Origin of the sequence: Pseudoalteromonas sp. MB47 (assembly GCF_011319765.1) — a bacterium.
Lineage (GTDB): Bacteria > Pseudomonadota > Gammaproteobacteria > Enterobacterales > Alteromonadaceae > Pseudoalteromonas > Pseudoalteromonas simplex.
In genome coordinates, this window is sequence record NZ_VFBD01000029.1 from 286504 (window position 1) to 308572 (window position 22069).

A 22069-nucleotide genomic window follows, 5' to 3' on the forward strand; every position below is an offset into this window, starting at 1 on the left:
ATTACAAAACACATTCAATAAACTCTCTTGCTTGAGCAGTAATCCGCTCTTCACTTAAACCTGACTCGCGAAAAAGTCTCCAAACTGGGGGCATTTGTGAGCTATATTTCGATAGAGTTCGAGTTAGCCGACGAATTTGGTAATCCGCAGTGTCTTCGGCATATCGCTCTAGAAATGCGGCAGTTAATGGTAATTTAGCTAGCTTTTTCTGGACTGTGGCCGAGTGTTCTAGTTGGTGAATAAACCACAAGGCTGAGCGTCTAGGACAATCTAAGTCTGACTCTGAATCATAAAGAATCCGATACATTGCACGAACGATACGCCAATCCCTTGCCTGCCAGTCGACTCTGTTATTTTTATACTGAATTGGCCGTTGATAATGGCTATTAGTCTTAAGTAACCATTTATTATGATATCGATACAGCCAAGTGTAGATAGCGCCGCCACCGTTTATTCTGGCCAATTTGGTACCATAACGTTTGACCAGGTTTAACCATTTAGATTTGTTAATATGAACGACTGAATCATCCAAAGGACTCATGTAGATATGTGTACTATTTGATATCTCCTCAGTCGAAGACACTTGCTTCAAAAGTGATACTATCGACCAAGCCCCCTCATAAATGGCATCAAGCAGTACAATGTGCTCAAGAAATGAAAATGACTTTCTGTGCTTACGGACAATTGAATGTAACCAGCTCGATTGCTTGTCTAAGGGCCACAGACGCTCCTTTTTCAGCCAGTTTACCGACCACTTTGATAGCACCTGCTCCATAACTTCATCAAAGCAAATGTATTGCCCTTTGCCATAACCTTTTTCATGTAAAACATTTTGATAAAAGTTGGACCATTGATTAATTGATGGACTCGTCGTTGGTGCTAAGTTAAGAAGCACCGAAACATGTCTCTCTATTCGTGTTTGTTCCTCAATGTGGACACAGTTCGCCTCGCTAAGACTTAATTCATCTTGAGCTCTTAGCGTTTGAAACGCATGCCTGTGTATCTTTTGAACTCGCGTCTTAACGTTCGATAACGGGCTATGATGTTTAATACAAACATGGATGCTTGGTATCTGATGGATACGAAGCCAATATGCTTCTCCATGCTCATCAATTTGTTCTTTTGCACAATAAGGACAATAACGCAGGAACTCGGGTTTATTTAATCTGGATGCGGCGCATCCAACAGTGAAATGAACATTGCCATCACATTTTCGTTCCATCCACGTTAAGCACTTTAATCGTCTATCTTCTTCAATAAATGGCGCATAAAGTGGTAGCAAGGTATGCCGATATGCCAAATCAGTTGGGGTTATAGGCTGGTATTCTAATTGATTCGAGAACAGCCCTAGCTGGGATGGAAGGTCTGGGGTGGCAATAATATTACGATTCTTCAGTAAATATTCATTAGCGAACTTGGGCCCGTGAATCCCTAAACGTCGCTGTGCACGAGCAATAACGCTACAGACTAATTCGTCAGGCAGAGGATAAGGAATGTTTAACATATTAACCCTCTGCCATAATAAGTTACTCTAAGAACTGTTGTTCGCGCATCATATCCATACACCATGTGGATTGAAGCAATTCATCTAACTCTTCGTTCTCTTCTTGAGTCAACTCTTTACGCCGATTTGCGTTTCGCCCGGTATTTTTGGCTGGTTTGCTGACCATGCTAAAAATCCACTCTTTAGCAGCAGTTACCATATCCGAAACCACCATATCAGGGTGCTCAAGGAAAATTGCTAACACTGCTTTGCGAGCCAAATTCTTACCGATAGAGCTTTGAGTTAGCATGTTAAATAGTAACGCTTTATGATCAGCCCTCGGTTCACTGAAATAAGATAAATTGCGCTTCCTTGCTTTCGTTTTACGAACCCCAATCAGCAACTCTTCCATGCCAGGCATCATTAAGTCGTCATATCTGGACATCAACTCTATGTCGTTACTGTGAATTGCTGTCGTCAGGGGTTTTAGGTGCTTAACCAATTTATCAGCAACCACATCAAACATTTTCAGTGTTGTTTCATCCCTTTTTGCATACATCGCAGTCACAAGTGTTTCAGTGAATATGCGGGAGGCAAGCCCCATAAGCCCCCCACTTAGGTCAAGTAACTTCAGACTTTTCTCTTCTGAAAATGATTCTTTGTCGCTAAGAAGCTGGGCCTTCCAAAGAGCTCTTGTAAAGTTATGCCAATTCTCAAGCGACGTGGCCTTCAGTTGGCGCTGCTCATTCCACTCTAGCTTTAAAGGGTTCCACGAATACACGTCGAAATTAACACTGTGACCAATCTGGTCATTGCTTGATTGAAGGTGCTCAAGAGCCGATGCTCTACCAGCAAGTACCAACGGAATCTTGCAATCATTTAAAAGCTCAGTGATTGCCGGCATCACCTTGTTAATAAACTGGCGTTTATCTATGCAGTTAATTCCATCAATGACCAGCATCCCCAAGAGATTAACTTTCATAAGAGCTCTTACATGATCTTTGAGCTTTCTCTCTCCTAGCAAGATCAAAGACTTCTCCAGTTGTTGGCTTTGAAGCACTGTCGCAAATTGACGAATTAATGCTTGGTATAAGTTCTGGGGCGAATAACATGATGTCGCGTCAAGCCTAATGTAACAAACCTGAGTACTCTGGTGTTCTATGTGGTCAATCCTTTGTGGGATTGCATTCAGAGCCCTTTCTAACGTGCATGTAACACCATTTTGGGGATGAGATAGTACCAATAAGTTTGTAATTGAGTTTCTAAGGCTGCCTTCGTGACCAGAAAAGTATTTCATTGACTTTGTGCAATAACCCCTAGCAATCATATCCATCAGACGACGCGTTAACTCAACGAATTGAGTTGTAGGATGATAGAAGTCGGCTAAAATCAAGCGAATGAAATGCTCTCGATTTTGCAAGTCCATACGGGCCAAAGACTCAGTATCAGGGAGGCGGCGGATACGAGACTTCAAAGAATCCAATATCTCTTCCACTGTAAGTGTGGGAAGCTCTTGGATAAGTGGGTTAGTTTCAATATCAATATAAGGGCTTGGTAGCTCTACCGGTGTATTACCAAACAGATTACCTTGCTCAGTATTGTGAAAGATTTCATTCATAGCAGCTCCTTTGCTGAAGTTGTTCCAAAATATCAGGATCTTCAAAGTCATCCGTTGACTCTGAATGTGCGTATGGTTCGGTGTAAGTACCTCCTTGTTCGTCTAATGGCGTTATCCATGGATTCTTAGCCCGTTCAGCACGCAATGCTTCATCCCGGTTATCCTCAATACCACGTTTACGCTCGGTTTTTGACATACCGATAGGGGCTGAGCTTTTCTTAGCATTTCGTTGCGTTTTATTCGTTTCATCAAACAGGCGCTGAAGCTTGCTAAGCGATTCATCCTCGGCCTCCTTAGTATCTTCATCGGTTTTGGAGCGAACAGACTTACGAAGTTTTATCTCATGCAACGACTGCCCTCTCCAAGATTCAGACTGCCTTGATAATTCAGCGACTAAAGGCTTGTCGTTATGCTCAGAAATGACGATATAGATTCGATCCATACAGCGCGGGTCGTAAGCGACAGTGAGCTTATTGGGGCGCTTGCTGGCCCCGATCCCCTTACGGTGGAACCAACCTAATTCTTCGAATGTTCTACAACGATAAAAAAGGCCATAAATATTCAAACCATAATTGGATAGAGTAGCTTCTTTTTTAGGTAGCAAAGCCACCTTCAGAGCAACTTCATCAATTTGCTGCATATACCCAGTACAGTTTTCTTGGCCCCATTGCCAAATATTCAACGGTTTAAGTGGAACCTCATCAGGATATGTCGCAGGTAAATCTGTGCGCTTTAAATTTTCAAACTGATTATGATGAACAATAAGGGCGATTAGAATACGTTCAAAGGCATCCAAACTCATGTTAGCGTTGTCAACGTAATCAGGATCACCTCGTTTTTTAACGTTGCTACCAATTACAACCCCATCAACTTGGTCTTTAAAACCTCCCTGTACAATGCCAAAACGCCGCTCACCAATAGATCTGAAAACCGCTTTGTAAGGGCCGGGAGTTTCAAGCGACATTCCATGCTGTTTTTGTAAATATTCCGTTTGATCAGCCATCAATTCCCCCCGATCGGCAGCAATCGCCTCACAAAGCCCGATCGTTGGCCAGATACTAGCTGTTACCCAATCTAAACCTAACTCATGGGCTCGCTTAATTTTGCTATCACTCATCGCCGATATGAGCGCCTGCATAGCAGCATGATAACTAGGTGCTTCAAAGCCGATGTAATAGCCAGCGATCATGCGAGAATAGGTGCATACAACCAAGTACAGCGTAGGACGACCCAAAACACGCGAAGGGTCATAATCAGAAGTCAAATAAATATCAACGATGGTTGCATCAAATTCATATCGAGAGCCTGGCCCATTCACATTTGCTATGGCTGTTGATGTGATTGGCTGCGCATCATTATTCTGGACTTTTTTAGGAAGTCGGCTGAGCTGTGAATTCGTATCAGAATTATGCTTTCTAATGTAATTACGAAACTGCGCCTCACTGGGGATACGGCTGCCAGGAAAACAATGAGGTGGGTCAAACAGTATAGTCCGTAAATGCTTGTATACCTGAGGAATTGTCTTCGAATTATCTAAATAATGAGCCTTGATAACAGACCTAACGATTTCCTCTACTTCATCTTGAATGATTGCTTTAGAATGTCGAATCCCTTTGCCAGGGCGGCCAGTCTTGTCTTTGTATCTTCGCTCTGCAACACCGCAAGCTTCGTAGTCGCCTAATAAGGCGTTCTTAACACAGCCTCGCTCAAAATAACGTCGAAACCACTTGTAGATAAACTTTTCACCTCGACCAAACTCCTCCTTAGCTTCTGCAACTAATTTTCCTCTGATATCAGAGTCATAAAAACAGTCGTGCTGAACGAGTGCTCGAATAACCTTAAATCTCCCATCCCGTTTTATTTCGGCCTTACTTCCAGGTTCTACAGGTTTTAATGCGAGTTGAGCAAACGGATCATCAACTTGGGTGATAATCTCTTCGTTCAACAAATCAATAAAAGTGTCTTTACAATACAAGTAAGGCAACGACTTTTCAGGGTCATCAATATTAAATAGCACTAGACGGGCAGAAAGAACGGATACTACCCGCTGGCGAGCACCTTCGACTTGATACACTGTATTTTTTCGTAAAATCATGCTGCAACCTTGAGATCAAGAATACGAGCATCTAGAAAAATGTCATTGCCACGCAAGTAAGCAAGTTCCTTACGTAAATCAAAGCGCAGATACTGTTTAGCAATGAGCTCTCGAATTTCCGTGAAACATGTGGCTGGGGCACTATAGTGAGGATCGTTTTCAGCTAGTTGGCTGTTCAAGCGAGTTGCTATATGTCCAAGTAAATCATTTGGGTAGCGCTTAAACGCTTCTGCGTAGTAATTCGCAAGGGTTAAGAGCCTTTCATGAGGAGTTGTCCGCCAGAGTGGAGTCAACATCCAGTTTAGATTCTTTCTCACATCTCTTGGAAACATTTGGTCATGGAAAATATAAAACGGGACGTTTTTCGAATCCCAATACGCTTTCTCGATAATTAATTTTCGCCTAGTGGCTTCATGCTGCTTGGCCTTCTCGAATGGCTTTGCCTGAATAACGATACGAGGGACATGCCAACCAGCAAAGTCAACGAGTAAATCACTGGTCATCACCATATCACCATCTTGCGATAACGGATGTGGAAAATTTTTTTGATTGGCAATAGCGCGTGTTTGCTCTGGATCTAATGGAAATTGCTCGCGCATATCAGTTACGCAAGGATGATGTTCACCCATAAGAGCAGGAAAAAATTCATTATTTGAAAAGAGTTCTAGAACACGCCCCGCTTTTAAGCTGGGCATACGCACAGATAAGCCGTGTGATGGCACTTCACGCACATTCAACCATGGCTTGTAATCTTCATTACGGCCTTGCCCACGACCTTCTTTAATCCATTTTTGGTACTTCCTTGTATTTTGAACATAGTTCGCCATCCGCTTTACCTCCAAATTGAAACGGAAACTGTAAAACCAGACTCAATCCGTGAGTCATTAGCAGTTTGTACTTGATCAAATTATAGCAAAACAAGGATCTAAATGGATCGATGAAAAGTCGTTAAATTATTGAATCAAAACAAAATAATACTTTTTTTATTAAAAACTCAGCATGTTAGACGATTAAAAAAATTTCAATTCATTATGAAATAACAACATTTATGTTGTTGAGATGCCAAGAGTTTACATATTCACGATCATATAATAACCGCTTGTGAGATCCTCTAACGATAGTCTTTGCATATCATTGCTAAATTAGCTAATTTAGCTAAACGGTTAAAATCTAATCCTTACTAATGTCTAATAAAGCGATTTTTGAGCAAATAAAACTAGCTTTGTCTAATGCACCTCGTAATCAGTATACGGCTGAGTTACACCTGCAAATGATCAAGTTTGCTGATGAGTTAAAGCACATTACGGCTAAAGAGTTTTGTGAAGAACTGGGGTTAAAGCAAAGCCTGGGCACAGAATTCAGTAAAATGCGAAATTTAACCACAAGACTTAAGGCCGCAGGCCTTGATACCAGGCTTATTTAGGGATGAGAAATTCAGGGAGCGATAATGAGTGATAGCCCTCCAAAAAATGCAGCTTTAACAACTGCCTTAGCCTTTCATTACCAAGTACTGATTGGCTTAGATAAGTGCTTTGCTTTGGAAGAAGGCCAATCCGTATGGTTCGAAAAAGACGGTGATGTAAGCCTAATGTCGCCAGATGTTTTAACTTCAACCCAAACGGAAGTGAAAGACTATTCTGCGCCACTTACGGACCATCATGAAAACCTCTGGAAAACACTCAAAAATTGGTTAGCACCAGAGTTTTGTCATGCTCAATATGGAGCTTTGGTGTTACATACCACCCAGGCTTTTGGCACTACTACACGTTTACACAACTGGAACACACAAACTGTCGAGCAACGTTTAGCTGTACTAACAAGCATATTCGCCGAACGCACTGATGAGCAACTTAACACTAAAAGGCCATCTGAAATAATCAAGATGCAAAAATCTGTGATGGATACCGATGATGATTTGTTAAAAAATGTACTAAGTAAAGTAACTTTATTTACCGAGGCTGATAACGCACAAAATTTAGAAAAGAATATTACAGCTAAACCTGTTGGCATTCCCAAGAATAACTTAAGTAGTTACCTTCAGGGCTTAGTTGGCTTTGTATATGCGCAGGCTACGCAGCAATCATGGTGCATTACTCAACAGGATTTCGCAGCGAAATGTGAAGAATTAACAGCTCTTCTTTGTAAGAAGGAATTCACTTTTCCGTTATTTTCAGGGTATGAAGCATCAGATATCGAAATTGAACATCATCAAGAACGGCTGTTTGTCCAAAAAATAACTGAAATAGAACATCATGAAGTGATCCCTGATGCCGTAGGTAACTGGCTGGAACTGCAAAACTCCCTTCTAGAACAGTTAGATGAATATCCATTATATAGAGATAAAACGGTAACCTATCAGAACCAATTGGTAAAAAAATATAAGCTGGCACATTCAAGTGCTCAACTTGAAGCAACTGATGAAATTAAAAGTTCAAAGTTGCTGTACAACAAGATCATGCAAGAACAGCCACTAAATATGGGCAACGATCTTCCGCCGATTGAGTATAAAAATGGCCTACTGCATGATGCTATGGATGATGATGAGAGAGACTTGAAATGGAAGGTTGAGCCATGAGTAGCATTGTCGATGCCTTATACGAATTAAAGTACAACCCATTTGATTATGGTCCATTTGTGGCCTCGTTTTATAAACATTTGGATGAGTCAGAAAATAATTTATTGCTTGCTCAGTTAGTGATCCCGTTGTGTAGTCATCCTGTTTTTAGTAAGAAAATTTCTGGGGCCGTATTTGGCAATAAAAAACGAAGTTCAATTTGGTCTGTGTTTGATGATCGGAAAAAACTTTATGACCTTCAAGAACGAATTGATGGGTTTCAAAACTTAACAGAGCAATGCATTCAATATTGCTTAATAAACGACTGGCTATCTGTCGATGAAAATAATTTGTCTTTAAGTAAAAGTGACAGTTCTAATTCAGTATTTACCCAACAAAAATGTGCAGAAAAACTAGGTCAATTATTTAGCGGTCACTCAGTGGTCGAAATTTATGCGTTTTTAGGAGTGAAACCGCGATGAAAACCCTTATTCATGAAATTGGTGTAATTGATAAACAAGGAGTCAAACATCCTGTTAATTTTCAAGCAGGGCTAAATGTTGTAACCGGAAAGTCATCAACCGGTAAAAGTGCCTTGATTGAAATATTTGATTATTGCTTTGGTAGCGATGAGAACACCATTCCCAAAGGGGTGATTACAAATAGTGCTTCGATTTACTATGTTGCGCTTGCTGTAAACGCACAAAATATATTGATTGCGCGCGATCCTGATATTGCTTCAAGAGCGTTTTTTCGTCGTATTGACACTTTCGATACCGCCGAGGTTGATCGGGAATACTTTAATGGCAGTTATTTCCGACCACTGCCTGAGTTTAAAAAGCATTTAAGAGACTTTTTCGTAGACATCGATGATGTTGATGAATCTCTGGTTGCAAAAGCTTACAGGGGAGGACGTAAAGCGCCTACACCATCGATACGAAGTTTCTCTTCGTTCATGTTGCAACATCAAAACTTGGTTGCCAATAAACATGCGCTATTTTATCGATTCGACGAAAAGGAAAAGCGCGATCAGGCTATTGAGCATACTAAGATATTTTTAGGGCTAGTAGACCAGAAGTTCTTTCATCTATCACAAGAGAAAGAGCGCTTAACCGCAGAAGTTAGGCGTTTAGAGCGAAGCAAAGAAACAAGCAAACGCGCAGTAGACAGCTACAAACAAAAAGTAGGCCCAGAGTTGAGTCAACTGTATGCTCTGATGGGATTTGAAGAAGAACCGCTTTCATTGGAAAAAGTACTTCGCCACCCGCAAAATGCGAAAGATGAACTTGATGAAATAATAGTGCCTGAAAAGATCAAGCACAATTCCGATGCTATTACTCGACGGTATAATCAATTAAAACTAGAGCGCACCCAGAAGACGTCTCAGTTAAGAAGATTACAACGTCAAACAGCTTCAATTAACAAACATATAGGAGAAGAAGAACGTTTCTCTAATAACGTAAAGCAGTTTAGTACACCGACACACGTTCATATTTCAGCTGCTGTGTGTCCATTTTGCAAAACTGAAAAAGACACGCTACAACAAAGTGCAGAAAAGCTACAGCAAGCTATCACAAAAGTGTCTGGCAACCTTGCTCAAGCTCGTCCTATGAAAGCAAAGTTCGAGTCATCACTAGTGACTATTCAGCGTGATACCGAGCATTTAAACAACGAATTGATGGGCTTAAGTAAACAAATTGAAGATATTGAAGCCACAGAAGAAAAAATAGCTAAAAACAAAAGCCTTTATGAAAATATCATTATGCATAAAGCGAAACTTTTCGCTCTTTTAGACTCGTTAAACATGGCTGACGATTCTGATGTAGACAAGAGCTTGAAAGAACTACAAAAGCAATTAAAGAAAATCAACGGAAGTCTAAAAGAATATGATGTAGAAAAGGGATTAAAAAATGCTTCCATAAAGGTAAACAAATATATGACTGATATTGGCAGTCATTTTGAGTTTGAGACAAGCTATAAGCCAATTAACCTCCATTTCTCATTTGAGACTTTTGACCTTTATCATTTAACGCCTGAAGGTGAAAAGATTTACCTGCGCTCAATGGGCAGTGGTGCAAACTGGCTTTACTGCCATGTAACGTTATTTTTAGCATTACATAAATATTTTGCTGAATTAGGAAGCAAGTGTGCGATACCTTCTTTATTATTCCTAGATCAGCCAACCCAAGTTTACTTTCCTAATTTCACACGTGATAACGCTGATACCTTTGATGAGCAAAAAAGCACGGAAGCCAAGCAAAGAACAGAGAAGGAGCGTCCCGTTGATGAAGATATTAAAGCGGTTGAGAACCTTTTTAGTCAGCTATCTATCTATTGTAATGAACTTGAATCAAGCAATGGCTTTAGCCCACAAATCATTGTTACCGATCATGCGGACAATTTAGAGCTATCAAATGGGGTTAAATTTGAGTCCTTAGTCAACGGAAACCGTTGGCGTAAAAGAGGCTTAATAGACCCTGTCAGTTAACAGTTTCATTACTTTAGATCGGAAATATAGTTCATATGCATGATAAAAAAAGTGAATACTCGTTCGATGTTCTTGATGAAGCTCAGCTAACTCGAATAGAGGCTGTACATAGAGGTTTCTTGTATCAACATTTATATACTGTTGGTTGTTTATTATTAGCTCAAGAAGCAAACATAGAGTCAACAATAGTTGAATTAGATGAAGACATAGAGCTTTTTAGTAAAAAAAAACGAATATACATACAAGTAAAAACTCGTTCTAAACCGATAATTCCTAGCGATGTCAAAGGGGCTATAGAACGCTTTGACATACTACGTAAGGAGCACACTGATGGAAATAGAAAAGGAGAAGCTTTATTTGTATTGATAGCTAATCAAGAGCCTAGTCCGCAACTCCAGAAAAACATCAATAACAAACTATTTCCTGGTGATATTAAATTTATCTCACCAAAAGCGCCTTCTGGTTGCGATCCTGCTCTTCCACCAGCATGGGAGTCACTCTCTGAAGCTGCAAAGTGGTGCACTACGCAAGCCCAAAAATTGAAGTTTTCATTGTTGTCACCTGACTCACTTATCTGGAAATTGGCGGGACTTGTGCAGCTAGCAGCCACAGGCGATTCGCAGGACATGTCACATGTATTTCAAACTAGGAACTTACCTAAGTTATTTGAGCAATTACTGATTCAATTACAAGACTTCCCTGAGCCGCCAGAAAATTACGTGGCTCAAATGTGTGAGCCAACTCTCATATCCAATGAACGAATACGTATTATTTGTGGTTTATCCGGTTCCGGAAAAACTGCGTGGGCAGCACAAGCAGCTCTCCATAGCTCACAGCTTTGTGCTTACTATGACACTGGCGATATACCTGCACCTGCACTCGCGAGCACTTTAGTACGTGAACTTGCTGCTAAATTCGCAGGCTCAGACAATGATGGGTTTAGAAAAATATTTCTTCCCGGTGTGAGTGGCTACGATGCTTTAAGAACCTTTGACACATATATTACACAGCAAGGGATCAATATCCTTCTCGTTTTAGATAACTCACACCGTATCCCTGCTGAAACTATCAGAAATTTATTAAACTCAACTAAGTCGATTCACTTTGTACTCCTGTGTCAGCCAAATGAGAGCGTTAGAGAATTAGAATCTCTCTTAGGTATACATCGAGAAACACTTAAGGGCTGGGATATTGATTCTATTGCAGCTGTAGTTAATGTACTGGGAGGATACGGTACTCCTCAAGGTTTTGAAAATTTAAAAAACTATACTGGAGGCCTGCCACTTTATGTTCAAAGCGCTGCAAATTTAGCTACTAAAGAATACGGAAACAATATTGATGAGCTGTGTGCTGACTTAACAAATCAAAAATGCAGTACAGAAACTGCACAAGAAATTATTCTCTCACGGATTTATCAAGGCTTAGATAAAGTTATTCAAGATTCATTTGCAATATTTAGCTTGGCTGACGTCGGATTAAGCCAGGATGAAATAGCTACATTACTAAGTCAGTCACTAAATATATCAACAAATAAAGCTGTTATATATCTTAGGAAAATGAGAGCAACAGGAGCAGTTGAGGCATTTGGGAATAAAACGCTGAAAGTACATGACGCTCTTAGAGCTCTGGGATTAATTCATTTAAACCTTTTAGATGAGGAAGTGATACAAACAAGTTTAATCACATTAAAAGATCTTATTATCTCAAGTTTACATAAAGATCGTGACACTTCTAGAATTGCATTGCTGATCCAGATTTTTATTAAACTAAATGACGTTATGGCACTTATCTCAATCTCAGGTGAAGAGTTGTTTTATGAGCTGGGTATCAATACAGATATTATGGCAAGTATAGAATTAGCTCTGAACTCCGATGCTTTGGAGGCAGAACATAAGTTTTGGGCTCTGGATGGATTAGTGTTCTCTGCTTTTAGAGAAGGTCAATTTCAAGACGCTCAACCAAGGCTTGAAGCGATGGAACATCTGATTGCACAAAATGGTTTTAGTTATCGTGAGCAAGTAGCTTTTGGCATGAAAAAAATATTACTTGCAGCCGAAAATAGTAAGGGTCAAGAGGTTGAGCGGCTGAAAGAAGAGTATTCAACGAAACTTCCTGATGCTGAGTACAAACGAATATTTACCTATAACTATGCTATTTCGTTGTGGAAGCTCAAAAAATACAGAAAAGCCAAGCAAATATGTCAACAAGTCGTTGGGGTGTATTATGATATTTTGGGCATTACCCCTAAAGACGTTCTTGGCAAAAATCCAGATGTGTTATGGGAAATTATCAATAGACCTGAAAATGTACAAGATCATATCAAACACTTAGCAGATGTATTGGAGCTTTATGCCCTAATTTTAGATGAGCTTGATGAAAATACCCCATTTACACGTATTCATGCTATGAAATTCTTTAATATGGCAATGTCTCCAGACTCCATGGTTCGAGTCGGACAAGATTTGGCTGATGAATTTGTTGCAATGAATGATTATGAAGGAGCTAAAGAGGTAATTGAGCAACATGTTTTACCTGTTATAAATCAAGCGGGTTTGATAAACAGGATGGTGCAGGTGAGAAGCCAATATGCTGTCATTCTCGCTTATTGCGGATTACATAATGATGCAGCTTCAGAAATTAGAAATCTGAATCCATATATCCAGGGGTTAAGCCGCGAACAGCGCACCGAAATCGAAAACCAGACTGACTTGATTTCACATCTAGCCCAAATCACACAACTGGAAGAAAACAAAAAGTCATTTGGTAAAGTTGGAATAAACGAACAATGCCCTTGCGGCTCTGGCTTAAAGTATAAAAAGTGTCATGGTGTAATTTAATATGAATGTTTATGTGGCCTATTTACAGAATAATAATTTTCGACTCCGCATCTAAAATGCGAGTTCAAGGGAGGGAGATATGGTATTCGATACCACTATTTTTGAACAAAAAGAGTTCAGGGAAGCAATCAACAAACTCGAAGAGCTGCTCTCACACTCAAAAGCGGTTCTGTTTGGTGCGGGGGCGAGTGTTTGCGCTGGGCTTCCATTAACAAACCAGCTAACAGAAAGAGCATTAATAAGTGACAAGCTCTCTGATGATTCAAAGCAGATACTTACTTCTATACAAACTTCTTTTGAAGGTGCCAGCCCAGCATCGCACATTGAAGATTACTTAAGCGAACTCGTCGATTGGCTTGCTATCACGGCTCGTCGGGCAAATCGCAATGTAACCGCTAATAGTGTATTGATTGGCGATACTGAATTCAGCAACGATAAGCTATTGCAAGCGATCAACGAGATAAAAATTGCCATTTTTGAAGTGATTAATGTTGAAGTGGATTCTGCTGTACATGAACGTTTTGTTCAGGCACTGCATCGGCCAATGCGACCAGGGAAGGACAACCAGTCGAGCACCATCGATTATCTGGTTATGAACTATGACACGTTAATTGAAGACTCACTCGCACTAGCGCAATTGAGATATGCCGATGGTTTGGAAGGCGGTGTCTCCGGTTGGTGGAACCCTTCGACATTTGAACAGAACAATCTAGATGCCAGAGTATTTAAGCTTCATGGCTCCATCAATTGGGCTGAACATACTTCTTCATCAACACCATTGCGTATTGCTCCGCATTTGAAGCGTAGCCAAGATCAAGCTGCGAAGATTATGATTTGGCCCGCATCGACTAAATACCGTGAAACACAACTCGATCCCTATGCAAACTTAATGCACAGAGCGAGGGCGGTTTTAAACCCACAAGGTGGTAGCCAACGGGTTTTGTTGATCACCGGGTATAGTTTTGGAGATGCACATATTAACCTTGAAATTGAGCGTGGTTTAAGAGCTTCAAATGGCAATTTAACCGTGATCGCGTTTACCAGTGATGCCGAGCCTAGTGGCGTGCTGAAAGCTTGGTATGAAGACAGCTCAATCAATGAACAAGTACTTATTTTTGCCGATAAAGGTTTTTATCACGCAGATCACAAGGCAACCTCAGAAAATAGCATTGCATGGTGGAAGTTTGAAAACCTAACCCAGATCCTTGAAGGAGGTATTTGATATGGATAACAAATACATAAAACCCATTGAGAATCTCTCTATCGGTAAAATAATTGAGGTAGATGGTTCGCGTATTATCGCAGAGCTCGACCCTACGATTTCAGACTTGTCCCGAGTATATGCTGGTGAAAACTATCCAATTGGGCAGTTTGGCTCAATCATCAAAGTTCATTTTGGCCGCCGCTCTATTTATGGGTTAGTCAGCCGATTACGTATGAAAGCTGACTACCAGGTAGAAAAGGGCTTGCCTGTAGTGTCTTCAGATGAGCGCATAATAGAAGCTGATTTGTTTGGTGAAGGGGAATGGCGTAGAAAGGGAGAAGGTGATTTTTCTCTTGAGTTTGAACGTGGTGTAGCAACTTACCCTCTGCCGCAGCAAACCATTTATCTGACACCAAAATCAGAACTTAGGTATATTTACGGTGACGCCAAAGGTGCCGTTATTCAACTTGGTGAGCATGTTGGTTCAGGTGGTGCACCTTGTTACGCTGAGTTGAATGAGTTACTAGGTAAGCATACTGCCATCCTAGGCTCCACCGGTGCCGGTAAATCAGGCACTGTTGCGGCAGTGATTCATAGTATTCTCGAACGTGGTCAGATCGCCAATCATGAGCACTGGCATCCACAAATTATTATCCTCGACCCACATAATGAATATGGTAAGGCGTTTCCAGCACACCAACGTTTATCGACCGATGAAGGTTCACTAAAACTACCGTATTGGTTACTCGATTTAGAAGAGTCATTGAGCTTGTTTATCGGCAAGACAGAGTTTGCAGCAACATCACAGTCAAATATTGTTAAAAATGCCCTAATAGCGGTTCGTGAGGCAGCAGCTGGACAGCTTGGGCTTGATAATAATCAGCTAACGGTTGACTCGCCGATCCCTTACATTATTGGAAGTGCAGAAGGTTTAGATCATTTCGGATTCAAAGATGGAGCACGCTACGAAGAAGGATTAATCGGTGCCATCAACGCGCAGCGACCAGAAAACAAAGATAAAAAGCAGCATGAGGATTTTAGTCGAGTTATTCGAAAGATAGATTCATTGCTAAAAGATGGTCGACTCAAATTCATGATGGAAAGTTGGGATGGAACTGAAGATCCATTACCAACAATCGTCAATCAATTTTTAACACAGCAAACTACTGTGCAGATTGTTGACTTATCTGGTGTACCTAATGAAGTAGCTGGGGTAGCTAGTGCAGCAATCGCGAGAATAGTGTTTCAACTTAAAGTCTGGCAAACCGAGGCTGAGCGACAAAATAGCCCAGTACTTTTGGTGTGTGAAGAGGCACACCGATACGTGCCGAATCGTGGTGAGGCACAGTATGAAGCAGCGCAGTCTGCAATTCGTCGAATTGCAAAGGAAGGCCGTAAGTATGGCGTTGGCCTGTTATTAGTTTCGCAAAGACCGAGTGAAGTTGAAGCAACAGTGTTGTCGCAATGCAATTCATGGATTGTACTGCGAATAACCAATGATGCCGACCGCGAGCATGTTCGTAGTGTATTACCAGATTCGATGTCTGGCTTAACTAAAATGCTTTCGGGCTTAAGGCGTCAGGAAGCTATCTTTGTTGGTCAAGCAGCAACATTACCTACCAGAGTGATGATTCGCAGCTTATCAGATGACCAATTACCTCGCTCAAACGATGTTGATTTCGATAAAGGTTGGCAGCAACAGGCTATGACAATCGAGCAAATAGGTGATGTAGTTACAAAGTGGCGTTATCAGAATAAATAGATTTGATTGTTAAAAAGCAGGCCTGCAATTTAAAGCCTGCTTTTTATTAAAGTCTACTTTCCAACTTTGTTTGTCACTTTCCATCCTTGTTTATAACTTTCCAACTTAGTTTGGATGTGACACTTAATAAAAATAAAACTCTTAACTTACTCAACCGTTACCGATTTTGCTAGGTTTCGAGGTTGGTCTACGTCGGTGCCTTTAATAACCGCAACATAGTATGAAAGCAGCTGTAACGGAATTGTATATACAACTGGAGCAATCACGTCATCTACATGGTTTACGTTGATTACACGCATTGTTTCGTCAGATTCAAACGCTGAGTCTTTGTCTGCGAATACATAGATAATACCGCCACGGGCACGTACTTCTTCTACGTTTGATTTAAGCTTTTCAAGTAGTTCATTGTTTGGCGCCACAACAATGATTGGCATGTCAGCATCAATCAACGCAAGAGGACCATGCTTAAGCTCACCTGCTGCGTATGCTTCAGCATGAATGTATGAAATCTCTTTCAGCTTAAGCGCACCTTCCATCGCGATTGGGTATTGTGAACCACGACCTAAGAATAGTGAATGGTGCTTATCAGCAAACTCTTCAGCTAAATCTTCAATACCTTCTGCAAGTAGTAGTGCTTCTTCTAACTTGTTAGGAAGTGTTTTAATTGCATTTACAATCGCACCTTGCTCTAGGCCTTTTTCTTGGGCAATCGAAGCCGTTAGCATTAATAAGCCAACAAGTTGTGTGGTGAAGGCTTTCGTTGATGCAACACCAATTTCAGCACCGGCTTTAGTCATAAAGGCTAAATCTGATTCACGTACTAATGATGAACCTGGTACGTTACAAATGGTCATTGATGCCATGTAACCTTGCTGTTTTGCAAGACGCAGTGCAGCAAGCGTATCAGCTGTTTCACCAGACTGTGAAATGGTCACAAGTAAACTGTTTTCATGTACAAATGATTCGCGGTAACGGAACTCAGAAGCAATCTCAACGTTACAGCTCACGCCTGCGAACTGTTCAAGCCAGTAACGAGCAACCATACCTGAGTGGTATGAAGTACCACAGGCAATAATTTGCACGTGTTTTACGTCTTTAAAGATTTGCTGAGCACTTTCGCCAAAGGCATCAATCGCTACAGTGTCATTAACTAAACGGCCATCAAGGGTGTTACGTACAGCAAGCGGCTGCTCGTAAATTTCTTTCAGCATGTAGTGACGATATTCGCCTTTACCTGATGCATCTTGCGTAATGTTTGATTCAATCACTTCGCGCTCAACTGCATCACCATTTGCATCAAAGATTTCAACACTGTCACGGGTAATACGAGCCACATCACCTTCTTCAAGGTAAATAAAGGTACGAGTAACAGGTAATAAAGCTAACTGGTCAGAGGCAATAAAGTTTTCGCCAAGACCTAAACCAATCACCAGTGGGCTACCTGAACGCGCTACGATGATTTCGTTATCGTTCGCTTTATCAAAAACAACCGTACCAAATGCACCTTCAAACTGCTTAACTGCAGCTTGTACTGCTGCTAAAAGCGTATCGTGCTGTTGGCGAAGTTGATGAATAAGGTGCACCATAACTTCAGTGTCTGTTTCTGATAAAAACTCATAACCGTCGCCTTTAAGCGCATCGCGTAGGCTGGCATGATTTTCGATAATACCGTTATGAACAAGAGCAATTTCGCTATTCGAAACATGTGGATGAGCATTCGCTTCAGTTACGCCACCATGGGTAGCCCAGCGCGTATGTGCGATACCGGTAGTGCCTTTAACAGCGGCTTCATTCAGTGCCGCTTCAAGGTTAGCAACCTTACCTACTGCTTTTACAGTGTTAAGCTCAGTACCTTTAAGTAAAGCCACACCTGCCGAGTCATAGCCACGGTATTCAAGGCGCTTTAGGCCTTCAACAAGAATTTTATTTACTGGGCGTTCTGCAACAGCCCCTACGATTCCACACATAATCTCTCCTTTTGCACATGCCAAAGTGTTTTACTTTGGGCGAGATGTGTTGTCATAAAATGATGCGTAATAAGGTGTTGTCGGTCTTATTACGGGTTATTCAATTTCTGCACAGATCAGCTGTACACCACATGCTGTTATCGCCTCGCGCTTATCTGCGCTTAGATTGTTGTCTGTAATAACAGTGGTAACACGCTGCCAAGGCAGTTCTAAATTCGGTATTCTTCGGCCAATTTTTTCTGACTCTACCAGCACCACTACTTCACGGGCTGCTTCAGCCATCACTTGGCTAAGCCCCACTAACTCATTGAAGGTTGTAGTACCTCTATCAATATCAATGCCATCGGCACCAATAAAAAGTTGGTCAAAGTCGTAAGAGCGTAGAACATTCTCTGCAACTTGGCCCTGAAACGATTCTGAATGTGGATCCCAAGTTCCGCCGGTCATCAAAAGTGTTGGCTCATTTTCTAATGAAAGCAGTCGGTTAGCGACATTTATAGCATTTGTCATCACCACTAAACCGCGTTTACTAGCAAGCTCAGGGATCATCGCTGCTGTAGTGCGACCGCTATCAATGATGATGCGGTTATGATCTTTAATAAGCTTTGCAGCCGCCTGTGCGATTGCCATTTTGCGAAGCGAGTCGCTTTTCTCGTTGCTATTTGCAACGATTTCTTGCGGCAGTGCAATAGCGCCACCGTAACGGCGTAGTAATAAGCCACTTTTTTCAAGGGCTGTCAGATCTTTACGTATCGTCACTTCAGAAGTTTGAAACTGCTCTGCTAACGCTTCAACAGCAACTTCACCAAGTTCATTCACTTGGCTTAAGATAGTATGGCGACGTTGTTGAGTGTTTCGTTTTGTCATAAAGTGAATTACATAAGTTTCGTTTCGAAAGTTTTGAGATTTTAAACGAAACAATATAAATGGCAAGTGAATGATCGTTAACCTACACAGCTTTATTTTGATCTTCATCACCAACACGCTAAGCTATTAGCAAATATAACCATGAAAATGCCCCATGAAAGAGTTTAATAGCCTCGACAAGTCCTTACTCGAACAACGAAAAAATGCCCATGAAATTTGCCGTTTATTTGCAAAAAGCCCGAGTAAAGGCAATTTAAAACGACTAAAAGGCATGTTCGCTCACTGTGGAGAGCAGGTTGTTATAGAAGCGGGTTTTCATTGTGATTACGGTAGTGGTATTAAAATAGGTGATCGAACCTTCATAAATATTAACTGTACTATGCTCGATGCACCGCTAACTGATACGCAAATTACGATAGGTGATGACTGCTTAATAGGCCCTAATGTGCAAATACTCGCGGTATCGCATGCAGTAAACCCAACCGAGCGTTTAGCAAAAGCTAATTTTGCAGCGCCGATTAGCATTGGCAACAATGTATGGATTGGTGCAGGTGCTATTATACTTGCAGGTATTAAAGTTGCTGATAATGCCGTGATTGGCGCAGGGGCAATAGTTACCAAAGATGTCGCAGCAAATACTTTAGTAGCGGGTAACCCTGCGGTGAAGGTCAAAGACCTTTAAACCTATATTTACGCGCTAAAGCACGTCCTACGTAGGTCGTCATTTATAGCGACTCATTTAAAAAATAAAAAGCCCAGCTGTATTGCTGGGCTTATAGTTGGGAGTTAGTTAACTGTTATTCATATCGTAAGATAAGCGATGGTCTGGTGCTTGCGGCCTTAAAGGCTAAACTTGCAACGGTAACCCAGGTAATAGTGGCTACAGCAACGGCGGCAACTAAATACACCCATACAGCTTGTTCAATGCGGTCATTAAAGTTTGCTAACCAATCACCAACTAACAAGTAAGTCACTGGATACGCAATAGCAATACTTACCGCCACCAGCACTAAGAACTCTTTAGCAATGATATTTACGATACTGATGCGTGATGCACCTAGCACTTTTCGAACGGCCACTTCTTTTTGACGACGCACTGTTGCAAACGAAGCCAAACCAAAGGTACCTAAACAAGTTAAGAACACAGCAAGACCGGTAAAAATTAAAACGACATTCGAAATTCGCTCATCACCTTTTAACAGAGTTTTGTAGTTGTCTGCGAGTAAGTTGATTTTTGGCTCATAGATATTGGCTGAGCTTGCTAATACTTCAGCGATCTGAGCTTTAATATAAGGCAAGTTTTGCTGATCAATCGTTAAAATTAGTTCTGATACTGGTGATAAAAAGTTAAAGCCACATAAGAACATAATATTTGAGTTGGCATCTTTAGCATTACCTACTTTTACATCTTCAACCACACCTACAACACGCATATCTATGCCGCGACCTGAGTCTTTAATAACCTTACCGATAATGTCACTCATATTAGTGTAACCCGCTTGCCTTGCGACAGATTCAGTCACAATGGTACCCGTACTTGTTACTCCATTTTCACGGCTTGCCCAGTCACCGGCAAACTCACGGCTAAAGTCACGACCAGCAACCAGTTTTAATCCTAGTGTTTTTACAACATCGTAGCTTGCGCCAACAACAGGCGTTAAGCTGCCAGATGCTTCACCATTTGGCCACGTTGGCATAAGTGTATTATTGATTGAAACAGTTAAACGGGTATCAATAACTGTTGTTTGCTGTACGCCTTGAATTGCACTAATACGGTTAACTAAGGCATTTTTTTCTTTTGTGAATACTTCACCTACAGGTAGCTCTGAAATAACCAATCTTTGTGTCGTTTCATAGCCTAAAGGTAAGCTTTGTAAGTAAGTTAATTGCTTTAACAAAGTAATAGAGGCAATGATTAAACCTATTGCTAGTGAAGCCTGTAAGGTTAGTAAGCTCTTACGAACCCATATTGCAGTATTACCTCGTTGTAAGTCTCCACTTAAAACGCGTTTTGCACTGAATGACGAAATAAAGAATGCAGGATAAAGCCCAGCTAATATGCCCACAGCAATTGCGACCACAATAATTGCAATGCCAAATTCAGAGGCATAATTCACGACCAATTCGCGGTCTACTAGTTGATTAAAGCTTGGTAAAAGTAGCTCCACTAAAGCACAAGCAATCACCATTGAAAGCATTGATACCAACACAGATTCAGATAAAAACTGCGTTACTAACTGGCCTTTACTTGCGCCAAGCGCTTTACGCACACCCACTTCTTTTGCACGTTTCGTCGATTGAGCGACGGTCATATTAATAAAGTTAAAACCTGCAATAAGAATAAGTAACACGCTTAAACCAACACAGATCATGACCACTTGTTTAGCACCACCTGCTTTCATCTCAAACGGTGATTTTGCAGTTAGGTGCAAATCAAGTAATGGATGCAGCTCTAAACTAACTTGCTCCAGCATCGAATTGCTAAAAAAGCGCTCTGTTAAGGTTTTAGCTAATGCATCGGTATCGGTGCCCTCTGCTACACGCATATAAACATAACTACTGTTGATGTCTATTTTGCTTGGATCATGCTTAACATAAACAAGGTTTTTAAAGGCAAAGTGAGTGTTGTCTTTTAAGTCCGCAAACACGGCACGCACCGTGTACTGTCCTTGTTCATGCGTTAGTGTTTCGCCAATCACATCGGTGCGACCAAAAATGCGCAGTGCTTCTGATTCACTTAAAGCGAGGCTGTCTGGTGTACTCATTGCTGTTGTTAAGTCACCCGCCAGCGTTTTCAGAGCAATAAAGTTTTCAATATTTGCTGTAGCACCATATAAGGCATTTAACTTATAGCCTTGGTTGCGGTAACTCACATCCACCATGGCTTCACGGGTCAGCTCGACCATAGTTAATCCGAACACTTCTTCAACTTGGCTGTAATCTTCGGCCTGCTTTGACTGCACATAATTAAAAATAGGCACCACAGCTAAACCAAGTTTTGAGAAGTCCTGGCCAACGCGATAAACACGCTCAGCATGAGGCTGTTGGCTATCGTACGAAAGCTCATTTTTTGCAAATAAAGCAACTAGAATTGCCGCAGCTAAGCCCACACTTAAACCCAGAACATTTAAAATAAAGTGCTGCTTTTGGTTTTTAAACGCACGCAGCGCGGTGATCAAATAACTTAAAATCAT

The 22069-nt window shown here is 41.1% G+C and carries 15 protein-coding genes; 8 read left to right on the forward strand and 7 right to left on the reverse strand.

Features of this window, described 5'->3' with window-relative positions; all coding sequences use genetic code 11:
* Position 1: 1 nt before the first annotated feature.
* From IMPJCBKJ_RS17580 to IMPJCBKJ_RS17595, 4 genes are read right to left on the reverse strand one after another with little or no spacing between them, the layout of a single operon-like run.
* Complete coding sequence (locus tag IMPJCBKJ_RS17580) at positions 2 to 1504, reverse strand: TnsD family Tn7-like transposition protein (RefSeq protein WP_166341313.1); 1503 nt, start codon at positions 1502 to 1504, stop codon at positions 2 to 4.
* A 22-nt stretch (positions 1505 to 1526) separates the two neighbouring features.
* Positions 1527 to 3101, reverse strand: a complete 1575-nt coding sequence (locus tag IMPJCBKJ_RS17585) for a TniB family NTP-binding protein (RefSeq protein WP_166341315.1) — start codon at positions 3099 to 3101, stop codon at positions 1527 to 1529.
* Positions 3094 to 5196, reverse strand: coding sequence for a Mu transposase C-terminal domain-containing protein (locus tag IMPJCBKJ_RS17590; RefSeq protein ID WP_166341317.1), 2103 nt, complete (start codon positions 5194 to 5196; stop codon positions 3094 to 3096). The genes IMPJCBKJ_RS17585 and IMPJCBKJ_RS17590 overlap by 8 nt, the downstream gene beginning before the upstream one ends.
* Positions 5193 to 6023 carry a TnsA endonuclease N-terminal domain-containing protein gene (locus IMPJCBKJ_RS17595; RefSeq protein WP_166341319.1) on the reverse strand — a complete coding sequence of 277 codons (831 nt, stop codon included), beginning with the start codon at positions 6021 to 6023 and terminating at the stop codon, positions 5193 to 5195. The genes IMPJCBKJ_RS17590 and IMPJCBKJ_RS17595 overlap by 4 nt, the downstream gene beginning before the upstream one ends.
* A 356-nt stretch (positions 6024 to 6379) precedes the next feature.
* Here IMPJCBKJ_RS17595 and IMPJCBKJ_RS17600 point away from each other — a divergent pair, with 356 nt between their 5' ends.
* The 7 genes from IMPJCBKJ_RS17600 to IMPJCBKJ_RS17630 all read left to right on the forward strand — a co-directional run bounded on the left by IMPJCBKJ_RS17600 (position 6380) and on the right by IMPJCBKJ_RS17630 (position 16041).
* Positions 6380 to 6619 carry a transcription factor gene (locus IMPJCBKJ_RS17600; RefSeq protein WP_166341321.1) on the forward strand — a complete coding sequence of 80 codons (240 nt, stop codon included), beginning with the start codon at positions 6380 to 6382 and terminating at the stop codon, positions 6617 to 6619.
* Between the two features lie 24 nt (positions 6620 to 6643).
* Positions 6644 to 7771: a hypothetical protein gene (locus tag IMPJCBKJ_RS17605; protein WP_166341323.1), complete on the forward strand. Its 1128-nt coding sequence runs from the start codon at positions 6644 to 6646 to the stop codon at positions 7769 to 7771.
* On the forward strand, positions 7768 to 8232 hold the full coding sequence (locus IMPJCBKJ_RS17610) for a three component ABC system middle component (protein WP_166341325.1): 465 nt from the start codon (positions 7768 to 7770) through the stop codon (positions 8230 to 8232). Before IMPJCBKJ_RS17605 ends, IMPJCBKJ_RS17610 begins: the two co-directional genes overlap by 4 nt.
* Positions 8229 to 10238, forward strand: coding sequence for a DUF3732 domain-containing protein (locus IMPJCBKJ_RS17615; RefSeq protein ID WP_166341327.1), 2010 nt, complete (start codon positions 8229 to 8231; stop codon positions 10236 to 10238). Before IMPJCBKJ_RS17610 ends, IMPJCBKJ_RS17615 begins: the two co-directional genes overlap by 4 nt.
* Before the next feature lie 35 nt (positions 10239 to 10273).
* A complete protein-coding gene (locus IMPJCBKJ_RS17620) occupies positions 10274 to 13075 on the forward strand; it encodes an SEC-C metal-binding domain-containing protein (protein ID WP_166341329.1) in 2802 nt (933 codons plus the stop codon).
* Between the two features lie 79 nt (positions 13076 to 13154).
* On the forward strand, positions 13155 to 14297 hold the full coding sequence (locus IMPJCBKJ_RS17625; RefSeq protein ID WP_166341331.1) for an SIR2 family protein: 1143 nt from the start codon (positions 13155 to 13157) through the stop codon (positions 14295 to 14297).
* Between the two features lies 1 nt (position 14298).
* The gene (locus IMPJCBKJ_RS17630) at positions 14299 to 16041 is read left to right on the forward strand and encodes an ATP-binding protein (RefSeq protein ID WP_166341333.1); all 1743 of its coding nucleotides are present in this window, start codon (positions 14299 to 14301) and stop codon (positions 16039 to 16041) included.
* A 146-nt stretch (positions 16042 to 16187) separates the two neighbouring features.
* Here the strand turns inward: IMPJCBKJ_RS17630 and glmS are convergent, their stop codons facing one another.
* A complete protein-coding gene (gene glmS / locus IMPJCBKJ_RS17635; RefSeq protein ID WP_166341335.1) occupies positions 16188 to 18008 on the reverse strand; it encodes a glutamine--fructose-6-phosphate transaminase (isomerizing) in 1821 nt (606 codons plus the stop codon).
* A 96-nt stretch (positions 18009 to 18104) separates the two neighbouring features.
* On the reverse strand, positions 18105 to 18875 hold the full coding sequence (locus IMPJCBKJ_RS17640) for a DeoR family transcriptional regulator (RefSeq protein WP_054552250.1): 771 nt from the start codon (positions 18873 to 18875) through the stop codon (positions 18105 to 18107).
* Positions 18876 to 19029: 154 nt separating this feature from the next.
* On the opposite strand from IMPJCBKJ_RS17640, the gene IMPJCBKJ_RS17645 reads away from it, so the two are divergent.
* Positions 19030 to 19557, forward strand: a complete 528-nt coding sequence (locus IMPJCBKJ_RS17645; RefSeq protein WP_166341337.1) for a sugar O-acetyltransferase — start codon at positions 19030 to 19032, stop codon at positions 19555 to 19557.
* Between the two features lie 115 nt (positions 19558 to 19672).
* Here IMPJCBKJ_RS17645 and IMPJCBKJ_RS17650 read toward each other — a convergent pair whose 3' ends face one another.
* Entirely contained in the window at positions 19673 to 22069 is a 2397-nt protein-coding gene (locus IMPJCBKJ_RS17650) for an ABC transporter permease (RefSeq protein ID WP_166341339.1), read from the reverse strand.

What these genes read in the sequence shown, in the direction of transcription:
- IMPJCBKJ_RS17630 (WP_166341333.1), top strand. Translation starts at nt 14,299, where the DNA reads ATGGATAACAAATACATAAAACCCATTGAGAATCTCTCTATCGGTAAA.
- IMPJCBKJ_RS17595 (WP_166341319.1), bottom strand. Translation starts at nt 6,023, where the DNA reads ATGGCGAACTATGTTCAAAATACAAGGAAGTACCAAAAATGGATTAAA.
- IMPJCBKJ_RS17600 (WP_166341321.1), top strand. Translation starts at nt 6,380, where the DNA reads ATGTCTAATAAAGCGATTTTTGAGCAAATAAAACTAGCTTTGTCTAAT.
- IMPJCBKJ_RS17640 (WP_054552250.1), bottom strand. Translation starts at nt 18,875, where the DNA reads ATGACAAAACGAAACACTCAACAACGTCGCCATACTATCTTAAGCCAA.
- glmS (WP_166341335.1), bottom strand. Translation starts at nt 18,008, where the DNA reads ATGTGTGGAATCGTAGGGGCTGTTGCAGAACGCCCAGTAAATAAAATT.
- IMPJCBKJ_RS17615 (WP_166341327.1), top strand. Translation starts at nt 8,229, where the DNA reads ATGAAAACCCTTATTCATGAAATTGGTGTAATTGATAAACAAGGAGTC.
- IMPJCBKJ_RS17580 (WP_166341313.1), bottom strand. Translation starts at nt 1,504, where the DNA reads ATGTTAAACATTCCTTATCCTCTGCCTGACGAATTAGTCTGTAGCGTT.
- IMPJCBKJ_RS17645 (WP_166341337.1), top strand. Translation starts at nt 19,030, where the DNA reads ATGAAAGAGTTTAATAGCCTCGACAAGTCCTTACTCGAACAACGAAAA.
- IMPJCBKJ_RS17590 (WP_166341317.1), bottom strand. Translation starts at nt 5,196, where the DNA reads ATGATTTTACGAAAAAATACAGTGTATCAAGTCGAAGGTGCTCGCCAG.
- IMPJCBKJ_RS17585 (WP_166341315.1), bottom strand. Translation starts at nt 3,101, where the DNA reads ATGAATGAAATCTTTCACAATACTGAGCAAGGTAATCTGTTTGGTAAT.
- IMPJCBKJ_RS17625 (WP_166341331.1), top strand. Translation starts at nt 13,155, where the DNA reads ATGGTATTCGATACCACTATTTTTGAACAAAAAGAGTTCAGGGAAGCA.
- IMPJCBKJ_RS17605 (WP_166341323.1), top strand. Translation starts at nt 6,644, where the DNA reads ATGAGTGATAGCCCTCCAAAAAATGCAGCTTTAACAACTGCCTTAGCC.
- IMPJCBKJ_RS17620 (WP_166341329.1), top strand. Translation starts at nt 10,274, where the DNA reads ATGCATGATAAAAAAAGTGAATACTCGTTCGATGTTCTTGATGAAGCT.
- IMPJCBKJ_RS17610 (WP_166341325.1), top strand. Translation starts at nt 7,768, where the DNA reads ATGAGTAGCATTGTCGATGCCTTATACGAATTAAAGTACAACCCATTT.
- IMPJCBKJ_RS17650 (WP_166341339.1), bottom strand. Translation starts at nt 22,069, where the DNA reads ATGATTTTAAGTTATTTGATCACCGCGCTGCGTGCGTTTAAAAACCAA.